At 65.8% G+C, this 24,095-nt stretch carries 21 protein-coding genes; 15 read left to right on the top strand and 6 right to left on the bottom strand.

The genetic code is table 11. The features are described 5' to 3' along the window. Positions 1 to 30 precede the first annotated feature (30 nt). Both FAZ95_RS32515 and FAZ95_RS32510 read right to left on the bottom strand, forming a co-directional pair. Positions 31 to 687, bottom strand: a complete 657-nt coding sequence (locus FAZ95_RS32515) for a peroxiredoxin (protein ID WP_137336507.1) — start codon at positions 685 to 687, stop codon at positions 31 to 33. A gap of 200 nt (positions 688 to 887) precedes the next feature. Then, complete coding sequence (locus tag FAZ95_RS32510) at positions 888 to 1,634, bottom strand: UTRA domain-containing protein (protein ID WP_137336506.1); 747 nt, start codon at positions 1,632 to 1,634, stop codon at positions 888 to 890. Between the two features lie 394 nt (positions 1,635 to 2,028). On the opposite strand from FAZ95_RS32510, the gene FAZ95_RS32505 reads away from it, so the two are divergent. From FAZ95_RS32505 to FAZ95_RS32485, 5 genes are read left to right on the top strand one after another with little or no spacing between them, the layout of a single operon-like run. Continuing rightward, complete coding sequence (locus FAZ95_RS32505) at positions 2,029 to 3,081, top strand: ABC transporter substrate-binding protein (protein ID WP_137336505.1); 1,053 nt, start codon at positions 2,029 to 2,031, stop codon at positions 3,079 to 3,081. 21 nt (positions 3,082 to 3,102) lie between these two features. Then, positions 3,103 to 3,912: an alkaline phosphatase family protein gene (locus FAZ95_RS32500; RefSeq protein ID WP_137336504.1), complete on the top strand. Its 810-nt coding sequence runs from the start codon at positions 3,103 to 3,105 to the stop codon at positions 3,910 to 3,912. Next, positions 3,909 to 4,757, top strand: a complete 849-nt coding sequence (locus FAZ95_RS32495) for an ABC transporter permease (protein ID WP_137336503.1) — start codon at positions 3,909 to 3,911, stop codon at positions 4,755 to 4,757. The genes FAZ95_RS32500 and FAZ95_RS32495 overlap by 4 nt, the downstream gene beginning before the upstream one ends. After that, positions 4,744 to 5,601 carry an ABC transporter permease gene (locus FAZ95_RS32490; RefSeq protein ID WP_137336502.1) on the top strand — a complete coding sequence of 286 codons (858 nt, stop codon included), beginning with the start codon at positions 4,744 to 4,746 and terminating at the stop codon, positions 5,599 to 5,601. Before FAZ95_RS32495 ends, FAZ95_RS32490 begins: the two co-directional genes overlap by 14 nt. Further along, a complete protein-coding gene (locus FAZ95_RS32485) occupies positions 5,598 to 6,605 on the top strand; it encodes an ABC transporter ATP-binding protein (protein ID WP_137336501.1) in 1,008 nt (335 codons plus the stop codon). The genes FAZ95_RS32490 and FAZ95_RS32485 overlap by 4 nt, the downstream gene beginning before the upstream one ends. Positions 6,606 to 6,677: 72 nt before the next feature. On the opposite strand, the gene FAZ95_RS32480 is transcribed toward FAZ95_RS32485, so the two are convergent. Further along, positions 6,678 to 7,406, bottom strand: coding sequence for a DJ-1/PfpI family protein (locus tag FAZ95_RS32480; RefSeq protein ID WP_137336500.1), 729 nt, complete (start codon positions 7,404 to 7,406; stop codon positions 6,678 to 6,680). Here FAZ95_RS32480 and FAZ95_RS39805 point away from each other — a divergent pair. From FAZ95_RS39805 to FAZ95_RS32465, 3 genes are read left to right on the top strand one after another with little or no spacing between them, the layout of a single operon-like run. Continuing rightward, positions 7,383 to 7,628 carry a hypothetical protein gene (locus tag FAZ95_RS39805; protein ID WP_137336499.1) on the top strand — a complete coding sequence of 82 codons (246 nt, stop codon included), beginning with the start codon at positions 7,383 to 7,385 and terminating at the stop codon, positions 7,626 to 7,628. The genes FAZ95_RS32480 and FAZ95_RS39805 overlap by 24 nt on opposite strands. A gap of 26 nt (positions 7,629 to 7,654) precedes the next feature. After that, a complete protein-coding gene (locus FAZ95_RS32470) occupies positions 7,655 to 8,362 on the top strand; it encodes a response regulator (protein ID WP_137336498.1) in 708 nt (235 codons plus the stop codon). A gap of 16 nt (positions 8,363 to 8,378) precedes the next feature. Beyond that, positions 8,379 to 9,506: an ATP-binding protein gene (locus FAZ95_RS32465; protein WP_137336497.1), complete on the top strand. Its 1,128-nt coding sequence runs from the start codon at positions 8,379 to 8,381 to the stop codon at positions 9,504 to 9,506. A gap of 45 nt (positions 9,507 to 9,551) precedes the next feature. On the opposite strand, the gene FAZ95_RS32460 is transcribed toward FAZ95_RS32465, so the two are convergent. Continuing rightward, on the bottom strand, positions 9,552 to 11,873 hold the full coding sequence (locus FAZ95_RS32460) for a patatin-like phospholipase family protein (RefSeq protein WP_137336496.1): 2,322 nt from the start codon (positions 11,871 to 11,873) through the stop codon (positions 9,552 to 9,554). A 265-nt stretch (positions 11,874 to 12,138) separates the two neighbouring features. Here FAZ95_RS32460 and FAZ95_RS32455 point away from each other — a divergent pair, with 265 nt between their 5' ends. Next, on the top strand, positions 12,139 to 14,610 hold the full coding sequence (locus tag FAZ95_RS32455) for a tetratricopeptide repeat protein (protein ID WP_137336495.1): 2,472 nt from the start codon (positions 12,139 to 12,141) through the stop codon (positions 14,608 to 14,610). Between the two features lie 290 nt (positions 14,611 to 14,900). Here the strand turns inward: FAZ95_RS32455 and FAZ95_RS32450 are convergent, their stop codons facing one another. Together FAZ95_RS32450 and FAZ95_RS32445 are read right to left on the bottom strand one after the other, a co-directional pair. Next, positions 14,901 to 15,371: a tetratricopeptide repeat protein gene (locus tag FAZ95_RS32450; protein ID WP_137336494.1), complete on the bottom strand. Its 471-nt coding sequence runs from the start codon at positions 15,369 to 15,371 to the stop codon at positions 14,901 to 14,903. Between the two features lie 362 nt (positions 15,372 to 15,733). After that, positions 15,734 to 16,813 carry a Leu/Phe/Val dehydrogenase gene (locus tag FAZ95_RS32445; protein WP_137336493.1) on the bottom strand — a complete coding sequence of 360 codons (1,080 nt, stop codon included), beginning with the start codon at positions 16,811 to 16,813 and terminating at the stop codon, positions 15,734 to 15,736. 367 nt (positions 16,814 to 17,180) lie between these two features. On the opposite strand from FAZ95_RS32445, the gene phaP reads away from it, so the two are divergent. The 6 genes from phaP (at position 17,181) to bcsA (ending at position 24,087) form a co-directional block, all read left to right on the top strand. Further along, entirely contained in the window at positions 17,181 to 17,747 is a 567-nt protein-coding gene (gene phaP, locus FAZ95_RS32440) for a phasin family protein (RefSeq protein WP_137336492.1), read from the top strand. A gap of 319 nt (positions 17,748 to 18,066) precedes the next feature. After that, complete coding sequence (locus FAZ95_RS32435) at positions 18,067 to 19,485, top strand: GGDEF domain-containing protein (protein WP_137336491.1); 1,419 nt, start codon at positions 18,067 to 18,069, stop codon at positions 19,483 to 19,485. 269 nt (positions 19,486 to 19,754) lie between these two features. Further along, the gene (gene bcsD, locus FAZ95_RS32430; protein WP_137336490.1) at positions 19,755 to 20,222 is read left to right on the top strand and encodes a cellulose biosynthesis protein BcsD; all 468 of its coding nucleotides are present in this window, start codon (positions 19,755 to 19,757) and stop codon (positions 20,220 to 20,222) included. A gap of 36 nt (positions 20,223 to 20,258) precedes the next feature. Further along, positions 20,259 to 21,035, top strand: a complete 777-nt coding sequence (gene bcsP / locus FAZ95_RS32425) for a cellulose biosynthesis protein BcsP (protein WP_137336489.1) — start codon at positions 20,259 to 20,261, stop codon at positions 21,033 to 21,035. Next, on the top strand, positions 21,032 to 21,820 hold the full coding sequence (gene bcsQ / locus FAZ95_RS32420; protein ID WP_137336488.1) for a cellulose biosynthesis protein BcsQ: 789 nt from the start codon (positions 21,032 to 21,034) through the stop codon (positions 21,818 to 21,820). The genes bcsP and bcsQ overlap by 4 nt, the downstream gene beginning before the upstream one ends. Continuing rightward, positions 21,817 to 24,087: a UDP-forming cellulose synthase catalytic subunit gene (gene bcsA / locus FAZ95_RS32415; protein ID WP_137336487.1), complete on the top strand. Its 2,271-nt coding sequence runs from the start codon at positions 21,817 to 21,819 to the stop codon at positions 24,085 to 24,087. The genes bcsQ and bcsA overlap by 4 nt, the downstream gene beginning before the upstream one ends. Positions 24,088 to 24,095 lie beyond the last annotated feature (8 nt).

The following is a 24,095-nucleotide window of genomic DNA, read 5'->3' as shown; positions in this document are numbered from 1 at the left end:
GATCAGCCGTCAAATACGCCGCCCGATAAGTTACTTGGGCTGCGCCACTACCCGCAGATACGGCTTGAGCGTCTTGAAGCCTTGCGGGAATTTCTTCTTCGCATCCTCATCCGAAACGGACGTCGGAATGATGACGTCGTCGCCGGGGCGCCAGTTCACGGGCGTCGCCACCCCATGCTTGGCGTTGATTTGCAGCGCATCGAGCAGACGCAGCACTTCGTCGAAATTGCGGCCCGCGCTCATCGGATAGACAAACATCGCTTTCACTTTCTTGTCCGGCCCGATCAGGAACACGGAGCGGATGGTCGCGTTGTCGGCCGCCGTGCGCGGGGCGGCGCCGCTCGCGTTCGGGTGGATCATGTCGTAAAGCTTCGCGACGATCAGATCCGGGTCGCCGATCATCGGATAGTTGACCGCATGCCCCTGAGTCTCTTCGATATCGCCTACCCATTTCTCATGGTCGCTTACCGGATCGATGGAGAGCCCGATGATCTTCGTATTGCGCTTTTCGAATTCCGACTTCAACCCGGCCATGTAGCCTAGCTCGGTCGTGCAGACGGGGGTGAAGTCTTTCGGATGCGAGAAGAGGATGGCCCAGCTGTCGCCGATCCATTCGTGAAACTTGATCTGTCCTTCGGTCGTTTCAGCCGTGAAATCGGGTGCTTCTTCTCCGATGCGGATAGTCATGTCCAGTCTCCTTGGCGTGCGCTTAGAGGGGGAGCCGCGCGAAACGCTTGCGATGCCGATGCTTTCGCACGGTGAGGGGGGAATTGCGACTTCGATTATAGACACCGCGCGTGACCGGTTGGTTTAAGCACGCTCGATATAGGGAATCGCCTAGGTCCGCTTGCGCGCCGGGCGATTCCCCAGACCTGAACGCGAACGCGTTAGAGGTCCGTCCGATCGGGCACGTCGACGCACACGCGGATCGCGTCGTGGCGCCAGTACTCGAGGTCGCAGTCGATCAGCCGACCATGCTGGTCGCAGTTCACGCGCGTGATGTGCAGTGCCGGCGTGCCTTCGGCGACCTTCAGCGGCGCGGCCGCCTGACGATGCAGCACCGACGGCACCATGGCGAATTGCACGCGCCCGTAACGGATGCCGTACTCGCTGGCGTAGAGCCCGGTCAGGGACTGGCGCAAGTCGAAATCGAGTATGCCCGGGAAGTACGCGGGATTCAGATAGTGCTCGACGTACAGCACGGCGCGCGCATCGATCGAGCGTGCCCGGCGAATCTGGATGACGCTGGAGAGCGCAGGCAGCGTGAGCATCTCGCAGATCGCCGCGCTCGCCGGAATCAGCTCGGCGGACAGCACCTCCGTGCCGGGCTCGCGCCCCTGTTCGCGGACCATCGCCTCGAAGTGCGTGCGCTTGAGCGGGTCGTACAGAATGCGCGGCGGCGCGACGAACCAGCCGCGCTGCTTCTCGCGATAGATGAGGCCCTGCGCCTCGAGCTGGCCGAGCGCCTCGCGCAGCGTGATGCGGGTGGTGGCGAACAATTCGCTCAGCTTGCGCTCGGCGGGCAGGCGGCTGCCGGGCGGCAGGAGGCTACGGTCGATCTGCTCTGTCAGCGCGCGGCAGATGCGCGCCGTGGTTCGCGGCGCGTCGACTTGAATTGAGTCTCTAATTGGCATAGTCCAGCCCGTTGGCGGGCACAGTTTTCGTCTTTTTGTGCGATTCTTGCTCCGTCGCTTAATTCGCACCGTACCTGTGAAAGATGGCCGAACTGTGACAGTGCACCATCTTTTCACACACTCTACCGCGCTGCGGCACGCAATGCCTATCCGGTTGCCGGGGCGATTCCGCCGGATGCGGCCCGCGTGGAAAGCATGGACGAACAGTCTAGCGCTGACACAGAATTTTCATCGAGCGGAATTAGACTGCGCGCAATCTTGCTGATCTAGACCACATGTTTTTGACTCGCGTAAACTGAGGCCCGGGGTGCGCCGCGCAGTTTACGCGAGGGCGAAGGCGGCCCAGCAAGTTCGTCGACGTTCGTAATAACCGACCACTCACGAGGAGCATCGAATGAAACACCTGCTGGCGTCCCTTCTGGGCACCGTCATCGCGTTGAACGCCGCGAGCGCGTTCGCCGCCGATCTCAACGCGCTGGAATCGTCCGCCAAGGCGGAAGGCCAGGTCAACAGCGTCGGCATGCCCGACACCTGGGCGAACTGGAAGGGCACCTGGGGCGATCTGTCGAGCAAGTTCGGCATCAAGCACGCCGACACCGACATGAGCTCGGCGCAGGAAATCGCCAAGTTCGTCGCGGAGAAGGGCAATGCGACGGCCGATATCGGCGACGTCGGCGCATCGTTCGGCCCCGTCGCGGTGCAGCAGGGCGTGGCCCAGCCGTACAAGCCGAGCACCTGGGACCAGGTCCCGGCCTGGGCAAAGGACAAGGACGGTAACTGGGCGTTAGCCTATACCGGAAGCATCGCCTTCATCATCAACAAGCAGACGGTGCAAGACGAGCCGAAGAGCTGGGCGGATCTGCTCAAGGGCAAGTACAAGGTGTCGATCGGCGACGTGAGCACCGCCGCGCAAGCGGTCAACGGCGTGCTGGCCGCGGCCTACGCGAACGGCGGCGACGAGAAGAACATCGCGCCCGCACTCGACTTCTTCGCGAAGCTCGCCAAGCAAGGCCGTCTGTCACTGTCGAACCCGACCATCGCGACGCTCGAAAAGGGCGAGATCGATGTCGGCGTGGTGTGGGATTTCAACGGCTTGAACTACCGCGACCAGATCGATCCGAAGCGCTTCGACGTGGTGATCCCGAGCGACGGCTCGGTGATTTCGGGCTACACGACGATCATCAACAAGTACGCGAAGCACCCGAACGCAGCGAAGTTCGCGCGTGAGTACATCTTCAGCGACGCCGGCCAGATCAACCTCGCGCGCGGCTATGCACGTCCGATCCGCGCCGAGCATCTGACGATGCCGGCCGACGTGACGGCGAAGCTCCTGCCGAACAGCGAATACGCGCACGTTCGCCCGATCAAGGACACCGCCGCGTGGGAGGCGACGACCAAGCGCCTGCCGCGTCTCTGGCAGGACCAGGTCATCATCAACATGCAGTAATCGAATGGTATTGGTAGAGCCATGCGACGCGACGTGATTCTGGTAGTGCTCGACGGCCTGAACTTCCAGGTTGCCTACGATACCCTCGGCCACTTGCAGGCGCTCGTCGCCGCGGGGCGAGGGCACCTGTACCGCCTCGAGTGCGAGCTCCCGTCGCTGTCGCGGCCGCTTTACGAATGCATCCTGACCGGCGTGCCGCCGGTCAAAAGCGGTGTCGTACACAACGGCGTTGCGCGGCTGTCGAATCAAAAGAGCGTGTTCCACTATGCGCGCGCGGCCGGCCGGACCACGGCTGCCGCCGCCTATTACTGGATCAGCGAGCTGTACAACCGCACGCCGTTCGATGCCGCGCGCGACCGCCACACGGCCGCGCCCGAACTGCCGATTCAATACGGCACGTTCTACTACGCGGGTCACTACCCCGATTCGCATCTGTTCGACGATGCCGAAAGCCTGCGCGCGAAGCATCGTCCGAATTTCCTGCTCGTGCATCCGATGAATATCGACGACGCCGGGCACGCGCATGGCCTCGCGTCGCCGCACTATCGCAATGCGGCGCGCCAAGCGGGCGTCGTGATGTCGCAGTACCTCGACGCGTGGCTCGAAGCGGGCTATCAGGTCGTCGTCACGTCGGACCACGGCATGAACGACGACCGCACACACGGCGGCGTGCTGCCCGAGGAGCGCGAGGTGCCGCTCTTCGTGTTCGGCGACGCGTTCAGCTTCGATCCGCAGGCGCGTCCGCGCCAAACCGATTTGTGCGGCACGCTGTGCGCCGTGCTCGGCGTCGAGCACGACAAGCCGGTCTGCGAGGCGTTGCTCAAGCGATGAAGGCGACGTCCGAGAAATCCGGCAAGTGGCTCGCGGCGCTTTGCCTGCTGCCGTTTGCAGTCGTGTTCTGCGTGTTTCAGATCGGGCCGCTCGTCTGGGTCGCCGTGCACAGCGCGCTCACCGATAGCGGCTGGAGTGCGCAGAATTATCTCGATGCGGTGTCGTCGCCGTTCTATCGGCAGGCGATCGGGCACAGCCTCGACATTTCCGCCTGGTCGAGTCTCATCGGGCTCGCCGTCGCTGTGCTCGGCAGCTATTCGCTGCGGCAGACGGAGGGACGTTTGCGCGACGTCGTGATGGCGTTTTCCAATATGACGAGCAATTTTGCGGGCGTGCCGCTCGCGTTCGCGTTCATCATCCTGCTCGGCTTCAATGGGTGCCTCACGCTGCTGCTCCGTCAATGGGGCTGGATGCAGGGCTTCAATCTGTACTCGAAGACGGGCCTCATCATCCTCTATACGTACTTTCAGATTCCGCTCGGGGTACTGCTGCTCTATCCCGCGTTCGACGCGCTGCGCGAAGACTGGCGCGAATCCGCCTCGCTGCTCGGCGCGAGCGGCTGGCAATTCTGGCGCCATATCGGTCTGCCGGTGCTGACGCCGGCGTTGCTCGGCACGTTCGTCATTCTGTTTGCGAACGCGTTGGGTGCATACGCAACCGTCTATGCGCTGACGACCGGCAACTACAACGTGCTGCCGATCCGCATCTCGAGCCTCGTCGCCGGCGACACCTCGCTCGACCCGAACATGGCGAGCGCGCTGGCGATGGTGCTCGTCGGCTTGATGACGATCGTCACGATCGCGCATCAATGGCTGCTGAAGAGGAGCTACCATGTCGCGCGTTGACGTTTCGGTCCCGCTGGCGGCGGCCGCGCCGAAGCGGCCACGGCACGGCGCACACCACGTGCTGTGGCATCGCGCGGTCGTCTGCGCGCTGTTCGCGGTGCTCGCGCTGCCGCTCGTCGCCACGCTCCTGTATTCGCTCGCGACCGAATGGGGCGCGACCGTGTTGCCGAGCGGCCTCACGCTCAAGTGGTACGTCATGCTGTGGAGCGAGCCGCGCTTTCTGCTCGCGTTCGCGCGCTCGCTGATCGTCTGCGGCGGGGCGCTTGTCGCCAGCGTCGTGCTCGTGCTGCCGGCGATGTTCGTGATTCACTACCGGTTCCCGCGGCTCGACGGCGTGATGAACATCCTGATCCTGCTGCCGTTCGCGGTGCCGCCGGTCGTATCGTCGGTCGGCCTGCTGCAACTCTACGGCGACGGCCCGCTGCCGATGGTCGGCACGCCGTGGATCTTGATCGGCTGCTACTTTACGATCGCGCTGCCGTTCATCTATCGCGCGATCGGCAACAACCTCCAGGCGATCAATCTGCCCGATCTGATGGACGCCGCGCATCTGCTCGGCGCGAGCACGGCGCAAGCCGCGTGGCTCGTCGTGCTGCCGAACCTGAAAAAAGGCCTGGCGGTCGCGCTGTTCCTGTCGTTCTCGTTTCTGATCGGCGAATTCGTGTTCGCCAACCTGCTCGTCGGCACGACCTACGAAACACTGCAGGTCTATCTGAACAACAAGCGCAACGACAGCGGTCATTTCACGAGCGCAATCGTGATCTCCTATTTCGTCTTCGTGCTGCTGTCGACCTGGGCGATGACCCGGCTCGCGCGCGACAAATCCGAAGGGCAATCGTCATGAGTTTCGTCAACGTCCAAGGACTCAACAAAGCGTACGGGCAGACGTCCGTGTTTCGCGACATCGACTTCGCGGCCGAGCGCGGCGAGCTCGTGACGCTGCTCGGCCCGAGCGGCTGCGGCAAGTCCACGCTGTTGCGCTGTATCGCCGGGCTCACGCCGGTGGACGGCGGCAGCATTGTGATCGAAGGCAAGGACGTCGTACCGGTCGCACCGCAAAAGCGCGGCGTGGCGATGGTGTTTCAGAGCTATGCGCTCTTTCCGAACATGACGGTGGAGCAGAACGTCGCGTTCGGGCTGCGTATGCAGAAAGTCGAAGCGGGCGAGATCGCGAAACGCGTGGCCGAGGCGATCGCGCTCGTCGAGCTGAACGGCTTCGAGGCGCGCTACCCGCGGCAGTTGTCGGGCGGACAGAGCCAGCGCGTCGCGCTGGCGCGCTCGCTCGTGACGCGGCCGCGCGTGCTGCTGCTCGACGAGCCGCTGTCGGCGCTCGATGCGCGCATCCGCAAGCATCTGCGCGAGCAAATTCGGCGCATTCAGCAGGAGCTGCAGCTGACGACGATTTTCGTCACGCACGATCAGGAGGAGGCGCTGACGATCTCCGATCGGATCGTGCTGATGAACCAAGGGCAGATCGTGCAAAGCGGCTCGGCGGAAGCGCTCTACACCTCGCCCGCCAACCGCTTCGCGGCGGGTTTCATGGGCGCCTACAACGTGCTCGATGCCGCCGAGGCCGGCTCGTTGCTGCAACAGCCGTTTGCGAACCCGGTCGCGATCCGTCCCGAGTCGATTCGCCTCGTGCCCGCCGACGCGCGGCCGGCGGGGGTGACCGTTGGCGGTGAAGTCGAGGGGCACAGCCTGCTCGGCAACGTGATTCGCTATCGCGTGCGGGCATCGGGGTTGGTGCTGTCGGTGGACGTGCTGAACCGGTCCGCGGCGGATTTGCATGCGCCGGGCACGCCCGTGCAACTCGTGTTCGATCCGGAGACGTTGCGCGAAGTCGCCTGAGCGCAGCGGTGACCCGGAGTTCGAGCGACCGGCGTCAGGTCAACCTGGCGCTTCATCGGGCCACTAACCGGGCTACAACCCGGGCCGCACGCCCAACCGCGCCGCCGCGGCCAGCGACTGACGCCGCCGCTCTTCGAGCATCGGCGCAGCATTGCGCCGCGCGGCCTCGACGAGCGCCGCATCCGCGACGCGCGGATTGCCGGTGCGAAACGGCGGCTCGGGATCGTATTCGAGCTGCAGCGTCAGACGTCTCGCCAAGTCGCCGCCGCGCAGCTTGGCAACGACTTCGAGCGCGAAGTCGATCCCCGACGTGATGCCTGCGCCGGTAATCCTATTGCGGTCGACGACGACCCGGCTAGGCTGCGGCTCCACGCCGAACAGGCTCAATTGATCGATCGACAGCCAGTGGCAGGTCGCCCGATAGCCTTGGAGCAGGCCCGCCGCCGCAAGCAGCAGGGACCCGGTGCAAACGGACGTGACCCAGGCTGCGCCATCCGCCGCGCGGCGCAGATAGTCGAGCAAGGCGGCGTTCGCCATCTGCTCGATTTGCCCTGGCCCGCCGGGCACGAACAGCACATCGGCGGTGCCGGCCGTCTGGAACGTGTGAGTGGGCAGGATCGCGAGCCCGGTATCGGACACGACCGGCTCCAGCGTCTCGCTGACCACCGCCACCTCGGCACCCGGCACGCGCGCGAACACCTCGAACGGCGCGGTGAAATCGAGTTGCGTGAGCCGTGGAAACAGCACCATCGCGATACGAAGTGGCGTGGCATCGGCATGATTGGCATCGTGTTGCGGCATGGCTGCTCCAGAGGAAAATCGCGAAATACCACTTTACCGACAGCGGTCGCCTCCCAAATGCCGACCTGGCATCATTTCCTGCCAGCGGCGGCCAGGACACATGGCGATGCGGCTGGCGCGCTGTCGTATCATCTCGAAATCAAAAAATTTGCCATCGCGTCCGGTCTCACTGCGCGGCACGTTTCGCAAGCTGCTGCCCGCAGCGATCGGACGATGGCGTAACGCCCATCCGCATCGACCACATTGCCATGCCACTCCGGATCTTGCTCGTCGAAGACGATAGTCGACTTTCCGCGCTCGTCGCGGGCTACTTGCGCAAGCAAGAGTTCGAGGTCGATGTCGTGTTGCATGGCGACGAAGCGGTGCTCGCGATCGTCGAGCGCCGCCCCGACCTCGTGATTCTCGACGTCAACCTGCCGGGCAAGGATGGTTTTCAGATCTGCCGCGAGGCGCGCGAACACTTCGACGGTTTGATCATCATGGTGACCGCGCGCGACGACCAGTTCGACGAAGTGCTGGGCTTCGAATTCGGCGCCGATGACTACGTGCACAAGCCCGTCGAGCCGCGCGTGCTGCTCGCGCGAATCAAGGCGCTGCTGAGGCGAGCGCCGGTGCGCGCGAGCGAGGTGGCGGCCGAACCGGAGAGCTACCGTTTCGGCAAGTTCACGATCAGCCGCGCGACGCGCACGGCGACGCTCCCCGACGGCAGCACGCCGGACCTGACGTCGGCCGAATTCGACCTGCTTTGGGCGCTGGTGCGATGCGCGGGGGAGGTGGTGACCCGCGACGACCTGATGCGTGAACTACGGGGCATCGAGTTCGACGGGCTCGATCGCACCGTCGACGGCGGCATTTCGAAGCTGCGCCGCAAGTTGCGCGACGACGCCGCAAACCCTCAGCGCATCAAGACCGTGCGCGGCAAGGGCTACCAATTCAGCAAAGTGGCGTGGGAATAGTATTTGAGATGGCTGCATGACCCCGAACCCGACTCGACGACTCTCCGCCTTCCGCTATTGCCGATGGCGCTGGCTGCGCTTTCGGCGCACCTGGACCGACACGCGCGCCGACCGCATTCCGAGCTGGTCGAAGCTGTACCTGCGGGCCTATCTCAACCTGCTCGGCCTCGTGCTGCTCGTGCTGATCTGCACGTTCGCGGTGTTGTCGGCCGGCTTGAGCCCGGAGGTCGTCCGGCGCGCGTTCGAAGCGCTGCCGGGCGGGACGGCCGCGCTCGCGCTGGTGGCCTTCGGCGCGCCGGCGCTTGCCGCCTATCGCTGGATCAGACCGATCTGGCTCGATCTGGTGATGGTCCGCGAGCGCGCGATCGACTTCACGGGCGGGCGCTTCAACACCCGCGCGCGTGAATCGCACAGCGTGATCATCGGCCCGCTCGCGCGCACGCTCAACGCGCTCGCCATGCGCATGGAACGGCTTATCGCCGCGCAGCGCGATTTGACCAACGGCATCTCGCACGAATTGCGCACGCCGCTCGCGCGCGCCCGCTTTGCGCTCGAGATCCTGCGCGAGCCCTCGTCGGCGCACGAATACGAGACGGCCGTGACGAGCATCGAGCAAGACGTCACCGAACTCGACGAGCTCATCGCGATGAGCCTGACCTATGCGCGGCTCGAATACATGTCCCTGCAATCGCATCTCGAGCCGACTCCGCTCGCCGCATGGTTCGACGCGCAGGTCAAGGAGGCCAATCTGCTGTACGGCGACAAGGCGGTGACGCTGCAAGTCGAGGTCGATCGCGGCGTGCGCGTGGCGATGGATAAGCGCCTGATGTCCTACGCCATGCGCAATCTGCTGCGCAACGCCGGCAAGTACGCGAACGCGCAAATTCTCGTGACGGTGGCGATGGCGCACGGCAACGTCGAGATCGCGGTCGAGGACGACGGCGCGGGCGTCGCGCCGACCGAGCGCGAGCACATCTTCGATGCCTTCGTGCGGCTCGATCGCAACACGGGCGGCTATGGGCTCGGGCTCGCGATCACGCGGCAGGTGCTGCACGCGCACAAGGGGCGCATCGTCACGACCGAACCGCTGACGCTGCCGGGCGCGCGCTTCGAACTGAGCTGGCCGGCGGGGAATCAGGCATAGGCGGGACGGGGGCGTGTGAACGGCGTGAACAGGCCCCAGGCCGCGTCAATACGTGTGGCCGAGCTGGAAGTAGATGTTGCGCCGCCCGCCCGGCGCGAAGGCGATGCCGACGTAGAGCGGGCCGAACGAGCTCGTCACACTCGAAAAGAACGTGACGCTGCGCTTGAGCGGTCCGCTGCCGAACCGGTCGCCTTGGTCCCAGACGTTGCCTGCTTCGAGACTCACGCCCGCAAAGAGACCCCGCAGCGGCGCCACGTTGAACGTCATCAACTGATTCAGGTACGTGACCTGGGCGTAGAGCAGCGAGTTGCCGGAGAGCTGGTCGGCGGCATACGCGGACAGATGCTGGAAGCCGCCGAGCGTGAAGCCGAGCGGGTTGACAACGTTCACGCCGCCGATGTCCGCCCCCGCCTCGACACTGGCGTTGATGCTGTGCCGGCCCAGGCTCGCGGCCACGATGGTCTTGCCGTAGAGCTCCGTGAACCGGTCGCTGCCGCCGAAGGCGCTGCGTTCCACGTGCAGATCGGCGAAGTAGCCCTTGCGCGGGAAAAGCGGATCGTCGAGCTGGTCGATGACGAGCCGGGCGCGCGCGGTGACTTGCCGCCCGTAGAAGTCGGGATAAGCGAGCCCGTTGTCGCCCGCGTCGTCGAAGCCGTTGTAGACCGGCGAACCGTAGGCGTGGGCATAGGCGAGGCCGATGCGGAAGTCGCCGAGGCGCCCGAGCGGCACGCCGAAATCCAGCCCCGCGCGTTCGGTCTGGATGTGGTACTGGTTCAGGCGAAAGCCGGTGTCGTTGTCGTAGATGTTCGCGAAGCGGCGCTGGAACTCCGCATAGGGCGCGACGTAGTAGCCGAACGAGGTCGACAGCGGCTGGCGCAATTCCGTGTGGAGACTGAGCAGATCGCTGCCGAGGATGCTGTCGACGCGCCACTCCAGCCCCGACGGCGTCAGCCACGGGCGGCGGTAGCCGAGATTGACGCGAAAACCGCCCTGGTCGTCCGAGCTGCTCGACATGCCGAGACCGAACAAGAGGAAGTTCGGCCCCCACGATTTCTCGCGCGCATCGATGACGAGACGGTGATCCTCGCCGTCGTTGATCAATTGCTGCGTCACGCTCTCGAAGTCGCCCGAGGTCGTCAGCGCCTGCAGATCCTTGTTGATCCTGGCCGGGTCGTAGACGTCGCCGGCCTTCACGTGCAGGTGGTCGAGGACGCGCTTGGGCGGCACCTCGCCGTTCGATTCGACGACCACGCTCGTCACGCGGATCGGCACGGCGGGCAGCGGCGAGTGAGCGGCGCGATAGGCCGCGTATGCTTCGGGCGACAGCGCCAGGTGCTGGAGCTTGGGCAAGGCGGCGCGCGCGGCGGTTTCGCCCGCGGCAATCGCATCGCGCGCGTTCGCGAAGTCCGTGAAGCTCAGATTGCCGAGCGACGGCTCGATCAGCACGTCGCTCGCGGTGAGCTGCGCGCGCTGCCGCGCGACGTTCTGGTGGATCAGGATGCCGAGCGTCTGCTGCATCACGTCGGCGGGCGACGACAGGGCGTCAAGCGGGCGCAGCGGCGAGCCGATATCGACCGCGATCACCACATTCGCGCCCATGTCGCGCGCGGTTTGGATCGGCAGGTTGCTGACGAGCCCGCCGTCGACGAGCGTGACGCCGTCGATGTCGGCCGGCGCGAACAGCCCCGGCAGCGCCATGCTCGCGCGGATCGCCTGTGGCAGCGAGCCGTGGTCGAGCACGACCTTGTCGCCGGTGCGCAGGTTGGTCGCAATCGCGTGGTACGGGATCGGCAGCGCGTCGAACGGCTGGTTGCCGGGCACGCTGGAGGTCCAGTCCTGCAGCAGCGCGCGGAAGCGGTTGCCTTGCACGAGGCCGGCCGGCAGCTTGACGCCATCCGGCCCGAAGCCGAGGCTGCCGACATAGAGACGCTCGTCCTCGCGCTGCGATTGCGGCAGCTCGGAGCGCTCGTTCACGTCGAAGGCGATATCGGCGAGGTTGACGTTTTCGAGCCGCGCTTCCATCTCGGCCGCGCTCATCCCGCTCGCGTACAGGCCGCCGACCACGGCGCCCATGCTCGTGCCGGCGATGCAATCGACCGGAATGCGATTCTCCTCGAGCACCTTGAGCACGCCGAGGTGCGCGTAGCCGCGCGCGCCGCCGCCCGACAGCACCAGGCCGACCGAGGGCCGCGCAGGTGTTGCGCCGATGACCTTGCAGACGTCCTCCGCAGCGGCCTCGCGTGGCGCGAACACGGCGAGAGCGACGGTGGCGAGCGCGGCCGCGCGCCGCACCCGGCATGCGGACGAGAGGGGACGGACGGACACCGCCAATCTTGTTGTTGTTTCGCGCAGCACCGGCCAGGCCATTCGAAGCGGGATAAATGAGCGGATTAAATAAAAGGCCGAATATTACACAGGATTACCTTTCAACGGATCTGCGCGGGCCTTTGATCGGCCCGAATTTTTCCTTACCCAACATGTGCGACACACCCCGCCCAGCGGCTTCGACTTTGTCACGCACAGTTAAATTTTTGCCGCGTTCAAGGCCCGAATTGACCTCAGTTCGACGTTTTGAAACCTCGATTGCCTTCTAGAATCGCCTCTGTCCTTATTTGGAAAGAAGGCGATTCCCATGTCTGTCGACGAGCCCGTCAACGCGCGTTTCGAAGCGGCCAAGGCGCGGCACCTCGCCGGCGACCTCGCGGCGGCCGGCGTCCTCTACCGCGAAGTGCTCGCTGCCGAGCCGAACCACCACGAAGCGATGTTCCGGACCGGCATCCTGGAATGGCAAAGCGGGCGTGGCGGCGATGCGCTCTCGTGGCTCGACCGCGCGATCGAACAGCAGCCCGATGCGGTGCGCTATCGATTCGGCAAAGGCCAGATTTTCGCCGCGCTCGGACGTTACGACGATGCCGCCGCCGTTTACCACAGCGTGCTCGCGCAGCAGCCGGAATCCGTGGATGCGTGGTTCGCGCTGGGGTCGATGCTGCAGGCCAAAGGGGAGTGGCCTGGGGCGATCGACGCATACTCGGCCGTCCTCGCGCGCGAGCCGCAGCATCTCGACGCGCTCAACAATCTGGGCAACTGCCATCGCCTGCGTGGCGAACTCGATGCGGCCGAAGACGCTTATCGCCGCGCGCTGGCGTTGCGGCCCGACTACGCGAGCGCGCTGGCCAATCTCGCGACGCTGATTCAGGCGCGCGGCCGCATCGACGACGCCATCGCGCTGCTGCGCGAGGCCGTCGCGGCGGAGCTGGGCGTGGCCGCGCATCTCGTGAATCTCGGCGTCGCGCTCGGCGAGCGGCGCCGGTTCGCCGAGGCAGCCGAAGCGCTGGAGCGCGCGCTCGCGATCGATGCGCGCGTTCCCGAGGCCGCCTACAACCTCGCGAACATCCTGCAAGCGCTCGGGCGGCATCGGGAAGCCGCCGTGCAATACGGCGCGGCGATCGCATTGCGAGCGGATCACGCCGATGCCTACAACAATCTCGGCAACGTCTGCCAAGCGCTGGGCGAGTACGCGGCAGCGGCCGAGGCGTTCGACGCGGCGATCCGCATCCGTCCGTCATTCGTGGCTGCCTGGAACAACGCGGGCAATCTCGCGCGCACGCTGGGACACATGGACGAGGCCGAGGCGCGCTATCGCAAGGCGCTCGCGGTCGACGCCGCGCATGCCGTCAGCCACAACAATCTCGGCAACGTGCTCAAGGACACCGGCGCGCTCGACGAGGCCGTCGATTGCTATCGCCGCGCGCTCGCCCACGACCCGGCCAACGTCATCGCGCACAGCAACCTGGCCTATGCGCTGACGTTCCAAAGCGAGGACGGGTACGCGATACGCGACGAGTGCCTGCGCTTCGCCGAGCGGCACGAGGCACCTTATCGCGTGGCCGGCGCGGCTCGCGCGGCGCTGCCGGCGTATGCGAACGAGCGCGCGCCGTCGCGGCGCCTGCGCATCGGCTATGTGTCGGCGGATTTTCGCGACCACTGCCAGACGCTGTTCACGACGCCGCTGTTTTCGCACCACGATCACGCGGGTTTCGAGATCTTCTGCTATTCGACCGTCGCGCAGCCGGACGAGTACACGCGCCGGCTGGCCGCCCACGCGGATGTCTGGCGCGACGTCGGCGATCTCGACGACGCGCCGCTCGCGCAACGCATCCGCGACGATCGGATCGACATCCTCGTCGACCTGACGATGCACATGGCGAATGGCCGCCCCTTGCTGTTCGCGCGCCGGCCTGCACCGGTCCAGGCCGCCTGGCTCGCTTACCCCGGCACGACCGGCAGCGGCGCGATCGGCTATCGCCTGACCGACCCATGGCTCGACCCGCAGGACGCGCCGAACGTCGACGACCAATACAGCGAGCGTTCGATCCGCTTGCCGGACTCGTTCTGGTGCTACGACCCGCTGACCGACGCACTCGACGTCAACCCGCTGCCGGCGTTGGAAACCGGCCGCATCACGTTCGGCTGCCTGAACAACACGTGCAAGCTGACGGACCACACGCTGCGGCTATGGGCCGGCGTGCTCGCTCTGGTCCGCGATGCGCGCCTGGTCCTGATGGCGGCGCCGGGTAAGGCGCGCGAGCGGCTGAGCGCGCGGCTCGCGGCGCACGGCATTGCGCCGGAGCGGGTGGGCTTTTTCGCCTTCCGTCCGCGCGCGGCGTACCTGGAGACCTATCACGAGATCGATCTCGCGCTCGACACGTTTCCGTACAACGGCCACACGACGAGCCTCGACGCCTTTTGGATGGGGGTGCCCGTCGTGACGCGCGTCGGACGCACGGCGGTCGGGCGGGGCGGCCTGAGCCAGCTTGCGAATCTGGGCCTGCCTGAACTGGCCGCGCACTCGGATGACGAGTACGTGCGCATCGCCGTGCAATGGGCGAACGATCGGCCGCGGCTTGCGTCGCTGCGCGCGGGATTGCGGGCGCGGATGGAGCGCTCGGCGCTGATGGACGGCGAGAGCTTTGCGCGCGGCGTCGAGGGTGCCTACCGGCGGATGTGGGGCGAGTGGTGCGCTCAGCCCGCCGTTTCTGACCCCAGCACGGGCCCGAGCGCGTCGATGAGCGGCGCGATCGACGCCACATCGGGCCGCTCGTAGACGAGCGAGCCGCGGTAGATCGGCTGCCGCACCTGCGTGGCGCTGGCGGTCGACACCGGCCTCTTCGTCTGTCGGTGATGCGCTGCCACGACGTCCTGCCGGCTGCCGCGTGACGGAGTCGCGTGAGATAGGCGGCGCCGATGGCGCGCATCCGCTCGGGCGTCAGCGCATCGAGCTCGCTTTGCGCCGAACCCGCGTGTTCCACCGGCACGGCGGCATTGGCGTTGCGCGCGGCCGTCGCGCCGATCGCTTCGATGGCTTCGTCGAGCGTGCGGGAAAAATCGGTACGCTCACCGCCGCCGACCACCTGCGGGTGGCTCGCGCTCGCCCGCTTCGGTGAGCGCGAGTCCGAGCGCGAAATGCAATTGGGTGCGATCTTCCGGCGGCGTTCGATCGGTATCCTGAGCAAGCTGCTCCATGATGGCCAGGAGCGGATCGCCGGGCCGCACGCGTTTTGCCTGCACGTAGTTTCGGTAGTAAGACCCGTTGCGCGGTGCGAGCCGGATCGCGGCTTCGTAAGCGGCGTGCGCATCGGCCGATTGCCCGCTCGCGTGCAGCGCGTTGCCGAGATCGTTGTACGCCTCGTGCAACACCTGCTCGAAGGCGCGGGCCACGGTGTTGTAGAGCAGCGCGTCGTCCGCGCCGACTTCGATCGCGCGGTGATAGAGATCGAGGGCTTCGGCCACGGCGCCGCGCTCGGCGAACTGATTGCCGAACACGACGAGCTTCCAGGCCGGCAGCCGGCGCGCGTCGAGCGTCATGCTGTCGCGCCCGCGAAGCGGGTCCTCGTGATCGGCTCGGACGGCGTGCTGCGATTCGGTCCTGTGGGATGCGGCGACATGCTGTTCTGCTGGCAGGGATGGCTTCGATATCGGTCAAGCGAGAGGGCGACCGATGCGTCACGCGGCGCATGAGATGCGCAAAGCGACGCATACGGCGCGAAGTGTAGACGCGATTGAGCCTGCCCAGCGCATCGATGCGACGTGCACTGATTTCATTGCGTTACAGCGCGATCGATAGCTTTCAGCTTTTAAAAAAAACGAAGCCGCTTCGCAAGGAAGCGGCTTCGGATTTGGTGCGGCTCGATACGGAAAGCCACACCAATGAGACGCAGACCGAGCGTTTAGCTCGCAGCCGCACGCTCGATCTTCTCGCGCGCCCAGCTTACCGCGGCGCGCGCGGGCGCTTCGCCCGTCTTCTCGACACGCTGCGCAAGCGCAAACAGCCGCTCGCGGATCTTGGCGACTTCGGCCATCACCGATGCCTCATCGGTGCCGCCCAGATATTCGCGCGCGCAACTGATGATGCCGCCGGCGTTGATCAGGAAGTCGGGGGCATAGAAGATGCCGCGGCTTTGCAGCGTGTCGCCTTCGGCGAGCGACGCGAGCTGGTTGTTCGCGCCGCCGGCGACGATGCGGAAGCGGCATTGCTCGGCCACGGCCGGCGTGATGACGGCGCCCAGCGCGCACGGCGCGAACACGTCGGCCTCGACGCGGACGATGTCCGCGGGCGTCACCGCTTGCGCGCCGAAGCGGTCCTTCGCGGTCGCGACCTTCGCTGCGTCGATGTCCGACACGATCAGCTTCGCGCCCGCGTCGGAGAGCCGTTGGCACAGATCCCAGCCGACCGAGCCGAGCCCTTGCACGGCAACCGACACGCCCGCGAGGCTGCTCTTGTCCATCACATACTGCACGGCTGCCTCGATGCCGACGAACACGCCATAGGCCGTCTTCGGCGACGGGTTGCCGCCGAACTCGCCGTCGCGCGGCATGCCGCTGATGTAGCGCGTTTCGGTCTGCGCCGCGCGCATGTCGTCGACCGTGGTGCCGACGTCTTCCGCCGTGATGTAGAGGCCGTCGAGCGATTGGACCGCGCGTCCGAACGCCTTGAAGAGCCGCGGGCGGTCGGTCTGCTCAGGCTTGCGCAGGATCACCGCCTTGCCGCCGCCGAACGGCAGGTCGGCGAGCGCGTTCTTGTATGCCATGCCTTGCGACAGACGCAGCGCGTCGACGAGCGCGTCCATGTCGTGCGCGTAGGTCCAGTAGCGGCAGCCGCCGAATGCGGGGCCGAGCGCGGTGCTGTAGACGGCGATGATCGATTGGAGACCCGACTGGGCGTCGGTGGTGAGGGCGATGCGTTCGTGCGCGGGGCCTTCCCCGGTGCCGAACAGGCTGGCGAGCCCGGTATTGAGCTGGTTTGACAAAGCGTTGACTCCGTAGAGGTGAAGAAGCCGAAGCGATAACTTCGTCTTCCTGTCACGCAGGCTCGGGTCGCGAGCCGGCGCACTGGCGACGCCTGCCGTGAGGCAGTGGCGTCAGGCGGATAGCCGCGGGCAATTGTGTTGCCGCGATGCCGTCCGAAACGCGAGGTCCGGCGCTTGGCCGCGCAGGACCGGCGCAGGAGTGTAGCGCGAGTCGGCGGGGCGCCCATATCGGTAGCGCTACCGATTGTCACAGCTATCAAGATCGCTAGGTCCGACGCAATGGGGCGACTGATAGATTTGCACCTTTCGCTTAATACGCGATCACGTCAATACTGCCCGCACGAAGGGCGCTTTAGGGAGTGAGAACATGAGCTTTTGGAATCCGGAGCAATACGCGGCGGCACAGCGTGCGAATCTCGAGACATCGTTTGCTCTTGCCAACCACGCTTTTGCACATGTCCAGAAGGTGGTCGAACTGAACCTCGACACTTTCAAGTCGGCCGTCGGCGAGTCGCAAGAGGCCGTGCTTCACGCCGCGTCGAGCAAGAGCCCGCGCGAATGGTTCGCGCTGCGTGCGAACCCGCTCGAGCAGGCGGTCGCGCGCACGCAAACCTACTACTCGCGTCTTTTCTCGATTGCGACTGCCGCTCAGACGGAGTTCGCGAACGTCGCCAACGAACAGTACGCGGAGCACCAGCGCCGTCTGCATCATTTCGTCGACGATGCGGGCCGCCACGTCCCCGCCGCCTCCGAGCCCGCGATCACGGCGTTGAAGTCGGCCATCAACACAGTCAGCGCATGGTACGAGTCGACGCGCAAAGCGACGCAGCAAGCGATCGACGCCGCAGAAACCAATGTCGAGGCCGTCAACGCGGCCGTGTCGAAGACCACGAAGCGCGCCGCCGAACCCGCCGAGCGCGCCGCGGCAAAGTAGACCGAATCACCGAGCATCCCTTTGCGACGCGATGGCAGTGCTCCCCGCTGCGATTGCGTCGCTTTTTTGTCCCTTTCTTCGAGCGGTGCCGGCATCGCGAACCGCTTCTCGTCGACCCTTTGGCGCAGTGCCGTTATCCGCCCGTTAACAGCCCTCATGTAACGCGCGGAAATTCGAAAGGCACTATGCCAATCGATCGGAATTGTCTTATCTTATCTCTATATCTTTAAGGTAAAGTTCGAGTCCGGTTGCGGGAGACCGGGCCAACGCGAGCCGTGCGGCCGGACTGCTGGAAACCATCTTCCAAGGGAACGCGAACATGAGCCTGAATAGCGCAACAAGCGCGGCGGTCATCGTGGAACCGTCCGCCGGCATCCGCCATGTGACGCAAATCTACGGCCGCCTGCTCTTGATCGGCTTCGCGCTCGCTCCGGCCTATCTGATCGCTTACCTGTATTTCTTCCAAGACCCGTCCCTCAAGTTCGAAAACCATCTCTTCCACGAGATCGCGATTGCGGCGGCCACGCTGGAAGGGCTCTTCGTCACCTATGTGACCTGGCAGTGCTACCGCCTCTCGGGCGAGCCGATCCTGCGCTGGCTCACGCTCGGCTTTGCCGGCTTCGTCGTGATCTATACGCTGCACGGCGTCTTTACCGGCTTCTCGCATCGGAACATTTGGCTTTTCCTGCTGTACGGGCCGGCCTCGCGTCTCGTGATGTCGATCCTGCTGCTGGTGGGCCTGCTTTCGTATAAATCGCCGCCCGACCCCGTTGCGAAGCGCTCGGACCCGTGGACGTGGCTGACGTGGCTCATCGGCTTCCTGGCCGTCGATCTGTTCGTCGCGGTGATCGCGTACTCGCCCTATGCCGCCTCGCTCGGCACGCGCTTGTCGATGGAGGGCGGGGCGCTCGTCATCTCGCTCGTCAATGTCGGCCTGATGCTGTGGCGCCGGATCCGTTCGCCGCTGATGCTGATCTTCGGCATTTCGGTGATGTCGTTCGCGCTCTCGTCGCTCGCGTTCATTCTCGGCAAGCCGTGGAACCACATGTGGTGGCTCGCGCATGCGATCTTCGCGGGCGGTTTCTTCCTGTTGAGCTTCGGCGTCGTGCAGGCGTTTCACACGACACGCTCGTTCTCGACCATCTACAGCCAGGACGAGCTGATGGCCCGCTTGGCGGAAGCGAAGGCGCGCACCGAAGCCGCGCTGCAGGAGCTGCAGCACACCAACCAGAAGCTCGAGCATCTGGCCGCGATCGATCCGCTCACGGGCGCGGTCAACCGCCGCATCTTCCTCGAGCGGGTCGAGACGGAAATCGGGCGGGTCAAGCGCGGCGAGGCGCCGTTCTCGCTGCTCGCGCTCGATCTCGACAATTTCAAGCGGATCAACGACACCTTCGGGCATCAAGTCGGCGATTCGGTCCTCAAGGCGTTCGTGCAGACGTGCCTCGAGGCGATCCGGCCCTACGACGGCGTGGCGCGCGTGGGCGGCGAGGAGTTCATGGTCCTGCTGCCGCAGGCGGCGCTCGATGTCGCGCTCATGGTTGGCGAGCGAATTCGTATGTCTATTCAAGGCACGCGCTTCGACGCGATGGGCACCGACCCGTTTTCGGTCACCGTCAGCATCGGCATTTCGCAGTTCGGGCAGGACGGCAATTCGATCGATGCCCTGCTGCGCGCAGCCGACCAGCGGCTCTATCGCGCGAAAAGCCATGGGCGCAACTGTGTAATCGCTGTATAGGGGCGCCCGGCCAGGGGGCCCGCCTCGGGCCGCTCGACGGCCGTTTAGACTCCAATTGTTTGCTTTTTTCCGTCATTTATTTGTTGCGTGCATGCATCGATTAACTTTTTTGAGACATTCCGCAATAAAATCGCGGGGCGATAAATAAGTCGAAAGCCGAGCGGGCGCGAATCAAGCCGCCCGCCGCGCACCGCCAAGCAAATCGCGGCAGATCAACGCAATCCGGGGTGGCCCTTTGACGGGCGCTCATTTTCGTCATGCAAGCACCTATGTCCGCGATCGTCAGCTACTTCGCTGAGCAACAACCGTCAACGCAATGGCGAGATTTTCTGAGCGCGCTCGCTCAGGAATTCGAGGCTCAGCTCGACGCCGCCCAGTTGCGCGAGCTCATGGCGCGCGTGGGCGAGCGCTTCGCGGCGAACCATGCGGTCGGCGAGTGCGACAGCCTCGATGCGTTCGCCGCGGCGCTGAACGCGATCTGGCGCGAACTGGACTGGGGCTTCGTGGACCTCGTCGAGACCGACGACCATCTGGCGATCCACCATTTCTGCGCGCCGCTCGCCGCGTTCGGACCGAATTCCCAAGCCTGGACGCCGGGCTTTCTCGAAGGCGCCTACCAGTATTGGTTGCGCGAGCTGGGCGCGAGCAGTGTCTTGGCGTTGACCCAGGTGGCCGTGGACAACCCGCTGGCACTGGAGTTTCGTCTGGCAAACGAGGAGGCCGATCATCGAAGCTAGGGCAAGCCAGGCCAGGCGGCGTGAAGGGGGATGGGAATGAGTGTGTCGGACGATATCGGTAATCTGTTCAGGAAGTTTGGCGGCAATGCCGATGCCTATCAGGAAGTGGCGCGCGACGACGAGGCAAAGATCTCGCGCGCCCGCTGGCCGCTCTTGGCTTCCCTCGATGTCGAAGCGCACCAGGACGTGCCGACGGTGAGCGTTCGGACCGCGAGCGCGGCCGGCCAGATCAAGTCCGTGCAGCCTGCTGCAGCGAATCCCGTGCGTCCGGCGTCGAAGCTGCCGCTGTTCGCGCGCGGGCACCGGCACGCGACGACGCCCATTCCGGCTGTGGCGGCGCCTCCGCGCGTCGTGGGCGCGCCGCGCTTTGCGCCGGCGCCGAAGGTCGAGGACGAGCCGGGTGCGACCCGCCCAGCCGCGCCGGACCAGCAATCCGCGAATCAACTGATGAATCGGGCGCCTGTGGCATCGGCAGGCGAACGGCAACCTGCGCGGCAACCCGAGCCGCAACCCGCTACGCCGGCGAAGGGCATTTTCGGCCGCGCCGCTTCGACCGCTTCGACCGCTTCGACCGACAAGGCGGCTGCCGTCGCTCCCGCAACGCCGGCCGCCCGCGCCGCGAACTCGATCCTCGGCCAGATGTTCCGGACTGCGCCGGCCGCGGCTGAGCCCGACGTCAAAGGCGATCTGTCGCGCCTCTTCCGCCGCCTCGAGACTCCGCGCGAGCGTGAGCCCGAGCCGGCCGCCGGAGCGCCCGGCCGCAGCAACATCCTCGGCCGAACGCGGCTCGACGCTGCGCGCAAGCCGTCATGAACGTAGTCGCGGTGGTGTCAGCCAAGGGCGGCGTCGGCAAGACGACGTTGGCCGCCAACCTCGCCGCGGTGCTCGGCGCACCGGGGCGGCGCGTGATCGCGCTCGACCTCGATCCGCAGAACGCACTGCGGCTGCACTTCGGCATGCCGCTCGACAGCATCGACGGCATCTCGCGCGCGACGCTCGCTCAGGCGCCGTGGCATAGCACGATGTTCGACGGGCCCGACGGCGTCACCGTTCTGCCGTACGGCGCCCTCAACGAAGACGACCGCCGCGTCTTCGAAAAACGCCTCGATTCCGAGCCTGAGCTGTTCGCGTCGGCGCTCGCGGCGCTGTCGCTCGAACCGTCCGATATCGTCCTGATCGATACGCCGCCCGGCGCGTCGGTCTACACGCGCGCGGCGCTCCTGAACGCCCAATTCGCGGTGAACGTGGTGCTGCCCGACGCCGCGTCGTATGCCGCGATCCCGCTCATGGAGCGGCTGATCGACGGCTACGCGGCGCCGCGCCCCGATTTCCGCGGTTACGGCTACGTGATCAATCAGGCCGATCAGTCGCGCCAATTGACCAAGGACGTCGTGAAGGTGCTGCGCGGCTCGCTCGGCGCGCATCTCTTTCCGGGCGTCGTGCACGAAGACCAGGGCGTGAGCGAAGCGCTCGCCTACGACACGACCGTCATCCACTACGATCCGCTCAGCCAGGCCGCCGCCGACTTCCGTGCCTGCGGCGAATGGCTGCTTGCGAAGCTCGCGGGCCAGCGGGCGCTGCCGAGGAGCGTCGCATGAGTACCGTTTCGCGCGAGGCGGGGGCGGGCCATTCAGCCGCGCCGGATGCCGGCTCGACGGCAAGCGCGTCCGAGCGCCCGTCCGGGGGCCATTCGCGCTTCGCGCGCTGGTCCAAGCGCTTCATCGACGCGGGCGTGTGGGGCAGCTGGCCGGTCGCGGCGCTGCTCTTCGTCTTCGCGATCGCCGCGCTGTACCTCGTGTTCACGGTGCCGATGTCGCTCACGCAGCAGCTGATCTTCGCGACCTGCTGCTTCGTCTGCGCGCTCTTGTTCCGGCGCGCGGACGGACGCTTCGCGACGCTCGTGATGATCATGCTCTCGGTGATCGCGTCCGGCCGCTATATGTATTGGCGGCTCACGGAGACGACCTACTGGGAGCGTCCGGTCGACCTGATCTGGGGCGTGCTGCTGGTCTCGGCCGAGGTCTACTCGACGATCGTGCTCCTGCTCGGCTACTTCCAGACCGCGTGGCCGCTCAAGCGCTCGCCGGTCGCGCTGCCCGCCGACCGCAGCGCCTGGCCGACCGTCGACGTGTTCATCCCGACCTACAACGAGCCGCTCTCGGTCGTGAAGCCGACGATTTACGCGGCGATCGCGCTCGATTACCCGAAGGACAAGCTCTCGATCCACGTGCTCGACGACGGCCGGCGGCCCGAGTTCAAGGCGTTCTGCGAGGAAGTCGGCGTCGCCTGGACGATCCGCTCGCACAACCGCCACGCGAAGGCGGGCAACATCAACGAGGCGCTCAAGATCACGACGGGCGAGTACTTCGCGATCTTCGACTGCGATCACATCCCGACCCGCTCGTTCCTGCAGATCGGCCTGGGCTGGTTCCTGCGCGACAAGAAGCTGTCGATGCTGCAGACGCCGCACCATTTCTTCTCCGCCGACCCGTTCGAGAAGAACCTCGGCACGTTCCGCAAGGTGCCGAACGAGGGCGAGCTGTTCTACGGGCTCGTGCAGGACGGCAACGACTTGTGGAACGCGACGTTCTTCTGCGGCTCGTGCGCGCTGCTCAGGCGCTCGATGGTGGAGGAGGTGGGCGGCATCGCGGTCGAAACGGTGACCGAAGACGCGCACACCGCGTTGAAGCTGCACCGCCTCGGCTACACGACCGCGTATCTCGCGATCCCGCAAGCCGCGGGCCTCGCGACCGAAAGCCTCGGCGGCCATATCGGCCAGCGCATCCGCTGGGCGCGCGGCATGACGCAGATCTTCCGCATCGACAATCCGCTCACGGGGCGCGGCCTGTCGTTCGGGCAGCGGCTTTGCTATCTGAACGCGATGATGCACTTCTTCTACGGCATCCCGCGGCTCATCTTCCTGACCGCGCCGCTGTCGTTCCTGTTCTTCGGCGCGCACGTGATCCAGGCGGCGGCCAGCATGATCGCGATCTACGCGCTGCCGCACATGATGCACGCGAGCATCACGAACTCGCGCATGCAGCGCCAGTTCCGGCACTCGTTCTGGGCCGAGGTCTACGAATCGGTGCTCGCGTCGTACATCACCGCGCCCACGTTGCTCGCGCTCATCAACCCGAAGCTCGGCAAGTTCAACGTGACGGCGAAGGGCGGCAAGATCGAGGAGCAGTACTTCGACTGGGCGATCTCGCGGCCTTACCTGATCCTGCTGATGCTGAACCTGATCGGTTTCCTGGTCGGCATCGTCCATATCGCGATGAACATGCAGTCGCAAAGCGAAGTGCAGACGACGGTGCTCAATCTCGCGTGGACCGGCTACAACATGCTGATTCTCGGCGCGAGCGTGGCCGCCGCGCGCGAGCAGCGCCAGGTGCGCGGCGCGCACCGCGTGGCGATGACCGTGCCCGCGGCGCTGCGCTTCTCGACGGGGCGCACGCTGGCCTGCGAGACGATCGACTACGCCGAGGGCGGCGTGGGCCTGCGGCTGCCGGCGTCGATCGACATTCCGATGCACGAGAAAGTGAGCGTGTCGCTCTTTCGCGGCAACGAGGAATTCGTGTTTCCGGCCTCCGTGACGTTCACGTCGCCGGGGCGCGTGGGCCTGCAGTTCGCGCCGCTCTCGCGCGAGCAGGAGCTCGACTTCGTGCAAAGCACGTTCGCGCGGGCGGACGCCTGGACCAACTGGGCCGAGGGCCGCCAGACCGATGCGCCGCTGCGCGGTCTCATGCATGTGATGCGCGTCGGCTGCGCGGGCATCACCGGGCTCTTCGAACACATCTATTCCGACTTTCAGAAGGCTCGGCGCATGCGCCGCCTGAGTGCCGGCGAGGCAAAGGACCAGAACTGATCTATGGG

The organism is Trinickia violacea, assembly GCF_005280735.1.
GTDB classification, from domain to species: Bacteria; Pseudomonadota; Gammaproteobacteria; order Burkholderiales; family Burkholderiaceae; genus Trinickia_A; species Trinickia_A violacea.
Note: the sequence above shows the minus strand (reverse complement) of the source record. Positions and strands in the feature narration are given on the sequence as shown.